General features: G+C 57.4%; 11 protein-coding genes, 3 pseudogenes and 1 other annotated feature. Of the genes and pseudogenes, 2 read left to right on the forward strand and 12 right to left on the reverse strand.

Annotated features, from left to right (window positions below):
- Together H0484_RS14795 and H0484_RS14800 are read right to left on the reverse strand one after the other, a co-directional pair.
- Window positions 1–129: dihydropteroate synthase (locus tag H0484_RS14795; protein ID WP_161773316.1), on the reverse strand; the 129-nt coding region annotated here is incomplete at its 3' end.
- On the reverse strand, window positions 123–470 hold the full coding sequence (locus H0484_RS14800) for a quaternary ammonium compound efflux SMR transporter QacE delta 1 (protein WP_000679427.1): 348 nt from the start codon (window positions 468–470) through the stop codon (window positions 123–125). The genes H0484_RS14800 and H0484_RS14795, both read right to left, overlap by 7 nt.
- A 191-nt stretch (window positions 471–661) precedes the next feature.
- On the opposite strand from H0484_RS14800, the gene H0484_RS14805 reads away from it, so the two are divergent.
- On the forward strand, window positions 662–1,720 hold the full coding sequence (locus tag H0484_RS14805) for an IS110-like element ISPa25 family transposase (protein WP_032491805.1): 1,059 nt from the start codon (window positions 662–664) through the stop codon (window positions 1,718–1,720).
- A 9-nt stretch (window positions 1,721–1,729) separates the two neighbouring features.
- Here H0484_RS14805 and H0484_RS14810 read toward each other — a convergent pair whose 3' ends face one another.
- The 7 genes from H0484_RS14810 to dfrA12 all read right to left on the reverse strand — a co-directional run bounded on the left by H0484_RS14810 (window position 1,730) and on the right by dfrA12 (window position 5,926).
- Window positions 1,730–1,867 carry a hypothetical protein gene (locus tag H0484_RS14810; RefSeq protein ID WP_226955427.1) on the reverse strand — a complete coding sequence of 46 codons (138 nt, stop codon included), beginning with the start codon at window positions 1,865–1,867 and terminating at the stop codon, window positions 1,730–1,732.
- Between the two features lie 119 nt (window positions 1,868–1,986).
- A complete protein-coding gene (locus H0484_RS14815) occupies window positions 1,987–2,787 on the reverse strand; it encodes an OXA-10 family extended-spectrum class D beta-lactamase OXA-17 (RefSeq protein WP_032491804.1) in 801 nt (266 codons plus the stop codon).
- An 80-nt stretch (window positions 2,788–2,867) separates the two neighbouring features.
- A complete protein-coding gene (locus H0484_RS14820; protein WP_012477387.1) occupies window positions 2,868–3,500 on the reverse strand; it encodes a type B-2 chloramphenicol O-acetyltransferase CatB2 in 633 nt (210 codons plus the stop codon).
- 94 nt (window positions 3,501–3,594) lie between these two features.
- On the reverse strand, window positions 3,595–4,149 hold the full coding sequence (locus tag H0484_RS14825) for an aminoglycoside N-acetyltransferase AAC(6')-IIa (protein WP_023622803.1): 555 nt from the start codon (window positions 4,147–4,149) through the stop codon (window positions 3,595–3,597).
- 80 nt (window positions 4,150–4,229) lie between these two features.
- Window positions 4,230–5,021 (reverse strand): ANT(3'')-Ia family aminoglycoside nucleotidyltransferase AadA2, encoded by a 792-nt coding sequence (locus H0484_RS14830; RefSeq protein ID WP_001206356.1) that lies wholly within the window; start codon window positions 5,019–5,021, stop codon window positions 4,230–4,232.
- A 5-nt stretch (window positions 5,022–5,026) separates the two neighbouring features.
- Entirely contained in the window at window positions 5,027–5,317 is a 291-nt protein-coding gene (locus H0484_RS14835) for a DUF1010 domain-containing protein (protein WP_001336345.1), read from the reverse strand.
- Window positions 5,318–5,428: 111 nt separating this feature from the next.
- Window positions 5,429–5,926 (reverse strand): trimethoprim-resistant dihydrofolate reductase DfrA12, encoded by a 498-nt coding sequence (dfrA12, locus tag H0484_RS14840; protein WP_001083725.1) that lies wholly within the window; start codon window positions 5,924–5,926, stop codon window positions 5,429–5,431.
- A gap of 144 nt (window positions 5,927–6,070) precedes the next feature.
- Between dfrA12 and intI1 the strand changes: the two are divergent.
- Window positions 6,071–6,958 (forward strand): annotated as a pseudogene (intI1, locus tag H0484_RS14845) (class 1 integron integrase IntI1); the annotation flags it as partial.
- Window positions 6,959–7,209: 251 nt separating this feature from the next.
- Here intI1 and H0484_RS14850 read toward each other — a convergent pair.
- From H0484_RS14850 to H0484_RS14860, 3 genes and pseudogenes are all read right to left on the reverse strand, one after another.
- Window positions 7,210–7,989, reverse strand: a pseudogene (locus tag H0484_RS14850) (transposase); the annotation flags it as partial.
- Window positions 7,990–8,016: 27 nt separating this feature from the next.
- Window positions 8,017–9,239 (reverse strand): IS3 family transposase gene (locus H0484_RS14855; RefSeq protein WP_107320815.1). Its coding sequence is split into 2 segments (ribosomal slippage): window positions 8,017–8,954 and window positions 8,954–9,239, totalling 1,224 coding nucleotides; the frame shifts between segments, so codons are not numbered across the junction.
- Window positions 8,845–8,961: a sequence feature (AL1L pseudoknot), on the reverse strand. (Overlaps the previous gene by 117 nt.)
- Window positions 9,240–9,289: 50 nt before the next feature.
- A pseudogene (locus tag H0484_RS14860) lies at window positions 9,290–10,027 on the reverse strand (transposase zinc-binding domain-containing protein); the annotation flags it as partial.
- Window positions 10,028–10,212 lie beyond the last annotated feature (185 nt).

The following is a 10,212-nucleotide window of genomic DNA, read 5'->3' on the forward strand; positions in this document are numbered from 1 at the left end:
ATCCACGACGTCTGATCCGACTCGCAGCATTTCGATCGCCGCGGTGACAGCGCCGGCGGGGTCTAGCCGCCGGCTCTCATCGAAGAAGGAGTCCTCGGTGAGATTCAGAATGCCGAACACCGTCACCATGGCGTCGGCCTCCGCAGCGACTTCCACGATGGGGATCGGGCGAGCAAAAAGGCAGCAATTATGAGCCCCATACCTACAAAGCCCCACGCATCAAGCTTTTGCCCATGAAGCAACCAGGCAATGGCTGTAATTATGACGACGCCGAGTCCCGACCAGACTGCATAAGCAACACCGACAGGGATGGATTTCAGAACCAGAGAAAGAAAATAAAATGCGATGCCATAACCGATTATGACAACGGCGGAAGGGGCAAGCTTAGTAAAGCCCTCGCTAGATTTTAATGCGGATGTTGCGATTACTTCGCCAACTATTGCGATAACAAGAAAAAGCCAGCCTTTCATGATATATCGTTGGAGCTAAGGGGCAGGCACAGGCGGCGCATAAAATGCGAAGCATGCGCCGACTGGGACTGTCCAGCGACCGCAGGGAGCGACCTTGAGTGATGGAATGGACTCCTCCCGCATCGCCCACACGGCTTCGGGAGCCAGACTGATATTTCCATCAGGACACGGGATCACGAGAGGAGTCCGCCATGCATGCTACGACCGTTGCGGTTGATCTTGCAAAAGACGTATTCGAGCTGGCATTTGCCGATGGCCAGGGTCGGGTGATCGAACGGAAACGGCTGACGCGGCGGGCGTTTGCCCGCGCGTTCGAGCAGCGACCGCCGCTGCGGATCGTGATGGAAGCCTGCGGCAGCGCGCACCACTGGGCGCGGCGCTTCGTGCGGCAGGGGCACGCGGTGCGGCTGCTGCCGGCCAGCGACGTGCGCCCTTACGTGCGTGGCAACAAGACCGATCGCAACGATGCATCCGGCATCCTCGAGGCCGACCGCTGCGGCGGCATCGCCAGCGTGCCGGTGAAGACGCCGGAGCAGCAGGCCATCCAGGCGCAGCACCGGTTGCGTGAGCACCTCAAGCGCGAGCGCACGGCGACGATCAATCTGCTGCGCGGCGTGCTGCGCGAGTTCGGCATCGTCATCGCACAGGGCGCGGCCCGGGTGTCGGCGCAAGTGCGCGATGCGCTGGAGGACGGCGACAACGATCTGCCGATGCCGTTGCGGCACAGCCTGGGCGAGCAGCTGCAGCGGCTGCTGCACATCCAGGCAGACATGCGGGCCATCGAACAACGGCTCGACGAGTACGCGCAGCGCGATGTCGCCGTGCAGCGCTACCAGCGCGTGCCGGGAGTGGGCCTGCTCACCGCCACGGCCCTGCGCGCCGGTGCCGGCGACCTGGCGCGGTTCAGGAGCGGTCGCCAGTTGTCGGCGTGGCTGGGCCTGACCCCGCGCGAGCATTCCTCTGGCCAGCAGCGACGGCTGGGGCGGATGACCAAGCGAGGCGATGCCTACCTGCGCACCTTGTTCATTCACGGCGCCCGCGCGGTGTTGCAAGGCGCGCGGCTCAAGCACAAACGCGGCCAGCCGCTGGATCCGCTGCAGGCCTGGGCGCTGGGCGTGCAGGACAAGCGCGGCCACAACAAGGCGGCCTGCGCGCTGGCCAACAAGCTGGCGCGGCGGCTGTGGGCAATGGAGCACCACGGCAAGCCCTTCGATGCACACCACGTCAGCCGGCAACCGCTCGCCGCCTGACCCGCCACTTCACCGTTCCACCCGATCAGGCATTGCCGGAAACATCTTGCTCATGGCGAAGGGTTCGGTCCCGAAGCGGAACACGCCGATAACAATGCCGGCCCACGAGGCCGCTTGAACGATAGGCACCCGCTTCGCGACTTCCATGATGGCCCGGGCGCTTGCGCCCACCGCAAGGCCGAATATACGAATGCAACCGCACCGCTTCCCGACCGCAGGATCCATCGCGCAATTACTGGTTGACGGAGGAGTCCATATACGACTTGTTAGCCACCAATGATGCCCTCACTTTCCATGATTTTGGTGGGAATGGATTTTCTTAGCGGCAACTTACTTTCGTTGTCTATATCCATGTTAAAGGCGAAAAAGTAAACCTCTGTCTCCTTCTCAACCCACCCAACCCACCATGCGACACCAGGATTTGACTCAGTTCCCACACCAGAAAAACCAGTTTTTGAATGCACTAGATATTCAGGTGCCGCCTCCGTTACCAAAGCCTCTTTTACTATTAGCTGGTTTTCTTTAGATGCTGACAATTTATTTAAATATAGAGACTCTAGAAACTCCACTTGATTAACTGCGGAAATTCTAAGCTGGCCTTCCAACCAGAATTTGTCAATGCCACCACTGATATTCTGGTTGCCATAGGAAAATTTTTTAAGGTATTTCTGCATTCTTACTTCGCCAACTTCTCTGGCGATTTGTTGAAATACGGGAACAGCTGAAACTTGTATTGCCCCTCTTAAGGTCAAGTCTCTTTCCCATTGCTTCATGGCTCTTGGCTTTCCGTCCCATTTGAAAACCTGATGCTCATTCTTTATGACACCAGTTTCTAGGCCGATAATTGCGCTGGGGATCTTAAATGTTGATGCTGGAAGATATTCCTTTGATGCACGAGCTAAGTCATTGGTAGCGCAGGATTTACTGCTACTTTTACAAAGCACGAAGACACCATTGACGGCTTCGGCAGAGAACTCTTTGTTCCAAGACGTATTTTCTGTAATTGAACCAGCTAATGCCGTACTCGAAAGACACGCGATAATTACATATGCGGCAAATGTTTTCATGGCACCTTCTTGGTGGCTAACGCCACGCTCACCGGCAAATTAGGAGCGCAGCGAGTAATTTGTCCGTGTGTAGCGTATTGTTAGGCGCTTGTGCCTTGCCAGCGACGATACAGGCTGGCAATGCCAGACGAACAAAGAAAAGGCATTGCTTCCTTGATTTGTTCCAGCGGCCAATCCCACCAAGCCATATCTAAAAGCATAGAAATTTCTTCTTCAGAAAAGCGCTTCCTAATCGACTTTGCAGGGTTTCCCCCCACTATGGTGTAGGGTTCCACGTCTTTGGCAACCAAAGCGCGGCTACCTATCACCGCTCCATGCCCGATCTTGATCCCGGGCATGATCATGGCCTCCGAACCGATCCACACATCACTTCCTATAACTGTGTCGCCAGCCCGCTGGAATGCATCGACTGATTTTGCAAACGCGGGCTCCTCGTTCATGTAGAAGAAAGGGAAAGAAGAGACCCAATCATATCGGTGGCCTTGATTCCCAGCCATAATAAAAGCTGCGCCTGATCCGATGGAGCAGAAGCTGCCGATAATCAGCTGATCAACGTCATCACGGTCTGGTAGAAGGTAGCGAGCACAATCATCAAACGAGTGCCCATGGTAATAGCCGGAATAGTAGCTATACCGCCCTACCTTGATGTTCGGATTCTTCACCTGCTCAGTCAGAAGCTTCCCTTTGAAGGGACTCTCAAAATAATTCGTCATAAAATTTGTACCCGAAAATTCTAGAGCGACTCCACGCGTCGCCTAACACCTGAATTAAGCCGCGCCGCGAAGCGGCGTCGGCTTGAATGAGTTGTTAGGCAACACCGCGCTTTCTCTCGAAGGCTTGTCGTGTTTGAACCATGTAAACCGCCGGCCCGTCAGGCGTGGTGATGATCTTCTCCCGCACGAATCCTGCCTTCTCATAGCAGCGTATGGCTCGATGGTTGTTCGGAGTCGGGTCGGTCTGAATCTTCGTCACGGTGGGGTCCGAGAACAGTAGTTCAACGAGAGCGCGGACAAGCCTTGTTCCTAGGCCTTTGTTCAACTGTGTCGGGTCAGCCAGAGACTGGTCTATTCCTCGCACTCCTGGATCAGTTTCATCTTCCCACCAGCCATCACCGCTTCCGAGCGCGACGTACGACTGAGCATAGCCGATCGGTTCCTCGCCCAGCATTGCGATGTACGGTGTTACGGACTCTTCCGCCATCGCTCTGGGCAGGTAGTGTTCCAGCACTTCATCAAGAGTCGGTCGCTCTTCGTCACCACCCCACCACTCAACGATGTGCGGCCGGTTGAGCCAATCATGGAGCATCGGCAGGTCGCGCTCGGTCATGAGGCGAAGAGTTATGGGGGGGGTGCTCGCGGACATGAAATGGTCGCTCTGTGCTGCCTAACGCCGGAGTTAAGCCGCCGCGCGTAGCGCGGTCGGCTTGAACGAATTGTTAGACATCATTTACCAACTGACTTGATGATCTCGCCTTTCACAAAGCGAATAAATTCTTCCAAGTGATCTGCGCGTGAGGCCAAGTGATCTTCTTTTTGTCCCAGATAAGCTTGCTTAGCTTCAAGTAAGACGGGCTGATACTGGGCAGGTAGGCGTTTTATTGCCCAGTCGGCAGCGACATCCTTCGGCGCGATTTTGCCGGTTATTGCGCTGTACCAAATGCGGGACAACGTAAGCACTACATTTCGCTCATCGCCGGCCCAGTCGGGCTGCGAGTTCCATAGCTTCAAGGTTTCCCTCAGCGCCTCGAATAGATCCTGTTCAGGAACCGGGTCAAAGAATTCCTCCGCTGCCGGACCTACCAAGGCAACGCTATGTTCTCTTGCTTTTGTAAGCAGGATAGCTAGATCAATGTCGATCATGGCTGGCTCGAAGATACCCGCAAGAATGTCATTGCGCTGCCATTCTCCAAATTGCAGCTCGCGCTTAGCCGGATAACGCCACGGGATGATGTCGTCATGCACGACAAGGGTGACTTCTATAGCGCGGAGCGTCTCGCTCTCGCCAGGGAAAGCCGAAGCCTCCATAAGATCATTGAGCAATGCTCGCCGCGTCGTTTCATCAAGCTTTACGGCCACAGTAACCAACAAATCAATATCGCTGTATGGCTTCAGGCCGCCATCCACTGCGGAGCCGTACAAATGCACGGCCAGCAACGTTGATTCCAGATGGCGCTCAATGACGCTTAGCACCTCTGATAGTTGGTTCGAAATTTCGATGGTCACCGCTTCCCTCATGATGTCTAACGGGCGAGGTAAGCCGACCGCAGAATGCGGGTCGGCTTGACCGAAATGTTAGAACCAGAAGCCAAAACGGATAACTTGAATTTGGCGACGGGCGCTAACCGTGAAAAAACGCTGCGCCACCGAGGCGGCACAGCACTGCAAAAACGATAGCTGCTTGCGCTTGCTACGCAAGGGCTAGAGGCCAAAAAGACTGAAAACCTGCGCAGCCCATGCAGGCGAAGCCCGGAAAAAAGGCAAAACAGGCACTGAATAACGCCTGAAAAGCTAAATGCCGTTTGAATAAACATGAGCTAAATAAAGCTGGGTTTCAGTGGTGCTAACGTTGGACGTAACGAGAGCCGGAGCGCAGCGGAGGGAACCAAAATGCGCAGCATTTTGGCGTCCCGTTGACGGAATGGTTAGCCGTTTCGACGCGCATAAACGGAGTGGGTGTACGGAATTACAGCTTGAATGGTTTCGGTTGAGACAAGCTCGAATTCTGTTTCGTTGAGCATTGGGAAGAAGGCGTCACCCTCGAAGGTTTGATGTACCTCAGATAGAAACACGCCGTGGGCGTGAGGTAGTGCCAGAGTGTATATCTCAGCTCCGCCCGCGACGTAGAGTTCATTGCCGAGTTCGGATGCCAAAGCGATAGCGTGCGACAGCGTTGAAACAACTACGCAGCCAGTGGCGCGGTAGTTAGCTTGGCGTGAGATTACCAATGTGTGACGGTTCGGTAGAGGCTTGCCGATAGACTCAAAGGTCTTTCGCCCCATGACAACGACTTTTCCCTCAGTGAGTCTGCGAAAAATCTTCTGCTCACCCGGAATTTTCCAGGGGATATTAGGACCATTGCCAATAACCCGATTGGCTCCCATCGCAGCAACGAGATAAATGCGTACTGATTCCGAGTTCATATGGCTAACTTTGTTTTAGGGCGACTGCCCTGCTGCGTAACATCGTTGCTGCTCCATAACATCAAACATCGACCCACGGCGTAACGCGCTTGCTGCTTGGATGCCCGAGGCATAGACTGTACAAAAAAACAGTCATAACAAGCCATGAAAACCGCCACTGCGCCGTTACCACCGCTGCGTTCGGTCAAGGTTCTGGACCAGTTGCGTGAGCGCATACGCTACTTGCATTACAGCTTACCAACCGAACAGGCTTATGTCCACTGGGTTCGTGCCTTCATCCGTTTCCACGGTGTGCGTCACCCGGCAACCTTGGGCAGCAGCGAAGTCGAGGCATTTCTGTCCTGGCTGGCGAACGAGCGCAAGGTTTCGGTCTCCACGCATCGTCAGGCATTGGCGGCCTTGCTGTTCTTCTACGGCAAGGTGCTGTGCACGGATCTGCCCTGGCTTCAGGAGATCGGAAGACCTCGGCCGTCGCGGCGCTTGCCGGTGGTGCTGACCCCGGATGAAGTGGTTCGCATCCTCGGTTTTCTGGAAGGCGAGCATCGTTTGTTCGCCCAGCTTCTGTATGGAACGGGCATGCGGATCAGTGAGGGTTTGCAACTGCGGGTCAAGGATCTGGATTTCGATCACGGCACGATCATCGTGCGGGAGGGCAAGGGCTCCAAGGATCGGGCCTTGATGTTACCCGAGAGCTTGGCACCCAGCCTGCGCGAGCAGCTGTCGCGTGCACGGGCATGGTGGCTGAAGGACCAGGCCGAGGGCCGCAGCGGCGTTGCGCTTCCCGACGCCCTTGAGCGGAAGTATCCGCGCGCCGGGCATTCCTGGCCGTGGTTCTGGGTTTTTGCGCAGCACACGCATTCGACCGATCCACGGAGCGGTGTCGTGCGTCGCCATCACATGTATGACCAGACCTTTCAGCGCGCCTTCAAACGTGCCGTAGAACAAGCAGGCATCACGAAGCCCGCCACACCGCACACCCTCCGCCACTCGTTCGCGACGGCCTTGCTCCGCAGCGGTTACGACATTCGAACCGGAGTATAGGAAGAATAAACGGAGTATAGGAAGAATAAACGCCGTTTTTCTCCAAGTCCAGCCACTGTAGACCGCGAATGACGGCCTGCTTTGCCAGTGGGTGATTCTGAATCCGGCCCGTGTAGCCATCGATCCCGCCGAAAATTCACCCGTTTTTCCCGACAGCCGGGGCCAACCCAAGCCGCCGGCATAACGCATCCCTGCCGCGGCTGAATTACCGCAGCATCGTGATCGGAATCGTTTGGGACGGGTCAGGTAAACAGACCCGGCGACAGGCCAGCCGGTGGTGCCCGGCTCTCGGGCAACGGGCTGGACTCGTTGGTTTCGGCTTTTTGCTTCAGATGGTCGAGGATCTGCTTGATCACTACCGGATCTTCAATACAGGCAATCACCTTCATGGCACCGCCGCATTCGCTGCAAGTCTCGATGTCGATTTGGAATACACGCTTGAGCCGCTGTGCCCATTTCATCGACGCTCGCCGCCCAGCGGGTGTTGGCGGCTCATCCGATACCTTGACCTTTTTGCTCCCCTTGCCCCTCATGGCAGGTGTAACCAGGGCGCGGTGCTTGCTGTTGGGCGCAAACACCCCATGAAACCGGGTAAGGTTCACACGTGGCTTCGGCACCAACGCCGACAGTCTTGCGATGAAGTCCAGCGGCTCAAAGATCACATGCGTGGTGCCGTCCCGGTACGGCGTCTTGAGCTGGTAGCGCACGTTGCCATTCTTCGTGAGCGACAGCCGTTTCTCAGACACCGCCGGGCGGCTGATGTAGTGGCACAGCCGTTCGAGTTTGCTGCGCTCATGGGCCTTGGCCGCTACGCCGGCATGTAGCGAGAAACCGGCAACCTTACCGGGCATGTCACCAAACTGATCTTCCGGGTCGCAGGCGGGCAGTGTCTGCAGGGTGAACACCTTGCGCCCTGCCTGTGGCCCCACGGCGATGCGATACGTGATGGAATGCCCCAGCAGTGGAGTCATCGCATCTTCATCCACCGCATCCAAGGCCAGGTAACTGTTTGAACCGCCCCGGGAATTCCGGAGGCTCTTTGGTGTGAGTCATGCCGCTTGGGCCGACTCGGTAAGTTGCTGATAGTAGATCGCTTCGGCCTCTGCCGGCGGCATGTTCCCGATGGGCTCCAGTAGCCGTCGGTGGTTGAACCAGTCCACCCACTCCAGCGTCGCCAGCTCCACTGCCTCCCGATTCTGCCAGGAACGACGATGGATCACCTCGGCCTTGTACAGGCCATTGATGGTCTCGGCCAAGGCATTGTCATAGGAGTCGCCCACGCTGCCCACCGAGGGCTCGACCCCAGCTTCAGCTAGGCGCTCGGTATAGCGGATCGAGACGTACTGCACGCCACGGTCGCTGTGATGGATCAGGCTGCCCTGGCCGACCGGTCGGCGGGCATACAACGCCTGTTCCAACGCATCGAGAACAAAGTCTGTGCGGGCTGAGCTGGACACGCGCCAGCCGACGATACGCCGGGCGAATACGTCGATGACAAAGGCCACGTAGACGAAGCCCTGCCACGTGCTGACGTAGGTGAAGTCCGACACCCAGAGCGCGTTTGGCCGCTCGGCGCGGAACTGGCGATTGACTTTGTCCAGCGGGCACGGGGTGGCCTTGTCGCTGATCGTAGTCTTGACCGGTTTGCCACGTACGACACCTTGTAGACCCAGTCGCCGCATCAGTCGCTCCACCGTGCAGCGGGCCACCACTACGCCTTCGCGCTTGAGTTGCCGCCAGACCTTGCGCACGCCGTAGACCTGGAAGTTCTCCTCCCAGACCCGCTGGATATGCCCGCTCAGCACCTCGTCACGCCGTGTTCGCGGAGAACGCCGCTCGGGAGCGGCCTGGCAATGTGCATGGGCGTAGTAGGTCGATGGAGCGATCGGCAGTACCCGGCAGATCGGCTCGACTCCATAAACCGCACGATGCTCATCGACGAACGCCTTCATGGCTTGAAGCGGCGGTCGAGCTCCGCCTGGGCAAAATACGCGGACGCCTTGCGCAGGATCTCGTTGGCCTGGCGCAACTCACGCACCTCACGTTCCAGCGCCTTGATCCGCTCGCGTTCGCTGCTGGTCTGGCCTTCACGTTTGCCAGTATCGCGCTCGGCCTGGCGTACCCAACGGCGCAGTGTTTCGGCGGTACAACCGATCTTGGCAGAAATCGAGCAAATCGCTGCCCATTCCGACTCGTGGTTGCCTTGATGCTCCAATACCAGTCGAACCGCTCGCTCGCGGACTTCCGGGGAGTACTTCGTCGTCGTCTTCATGGCTCCATCCTCTCAAGAGTTGGAGCCTCCGGGAAAGCCGGGGCGGTTCAGTTTTCAGCATCCCGCTCCAGTAGGCCTTGCCGCTCCAAATAGCGGCCGACCCGATGGGCGATGGTGTGCGCCAGTTGGGTGAGTTCGGCGCTGGTCGGCGCCCTGACCCAGAGGAACCGGGCTGTTCCATTGGGACGCTCAACGTACACGCCATCGAGGAACAGCATGTGAAAGTGAATGTTGAGGTTCAGTGCACTGCCGAAGCGCTGGATCAGGGTGACGGCACCGGTCTTGGCCGCTTGGTGGGTATAGCCCGCTTTCTTGACCAGATGCGTGGCGATGACGCGGTAAACGATGCCCAACACCCGGCCCATGACCTCCGGCCGGCTGGCGAACAGAAAGCGCAATTGAAAGGGAAAGCTGAGTACCCATTGGCGCATGGGCTGTACGGGCAGAACCTCATCGACCAGTAGCGCGGCGCTTTCGGCCATACGCCGTGCGCCACAACTAGGACAGAAGCCCCGACGTTTGCAGCTGAACGCAACCAGGTGCTCAGCGTGACACGACTCACAACGCACCCGCAGAAAGCCGTGTTCGAGACGGCCGCATTTGAGGTAGTCGTCAAACTCGCGTTGCACATAGCCGGGCAGTTCCCTGCCCTGCGCCGCCAAATGGGCAGCGAACGTCGGGTAGTATTCTTCGACGATCCGATAGAGCAGGGTTTGCTCGGGCCGGTGACGCTGGTAACGACCAGTGTTCTCGTCCCGGCTGGCCATCCTGGCCGCCACTTGGGGCATGATCCGCATCCTTGCGATACTGTGTTTTTATACAGTTTATCGCTCAGCTGCGAGATATTGAAGGGCACCTCGAATAACCCGAGGTTTTCAGTGAATCCCACCGCGCAATGATGACGGCGACCGCGTTCGGTCCAATTTCTCTGGCAACCCACCGTATTTCTCGGCGGAGTTGCCCCCTTTTTGCC

The sequence above is a fragment of the Mesopusillimonas faecipullorum genome (genome assembly GCF_020539505.1).
GTDB classification, from domain to species: Bacteria; Pseudomonadota; Gammaproteobacteria; order Burkholderiales; family Burkholderiaceae_B; genus Mesopusillimonas; species Mesopusillimonas faecipullorum.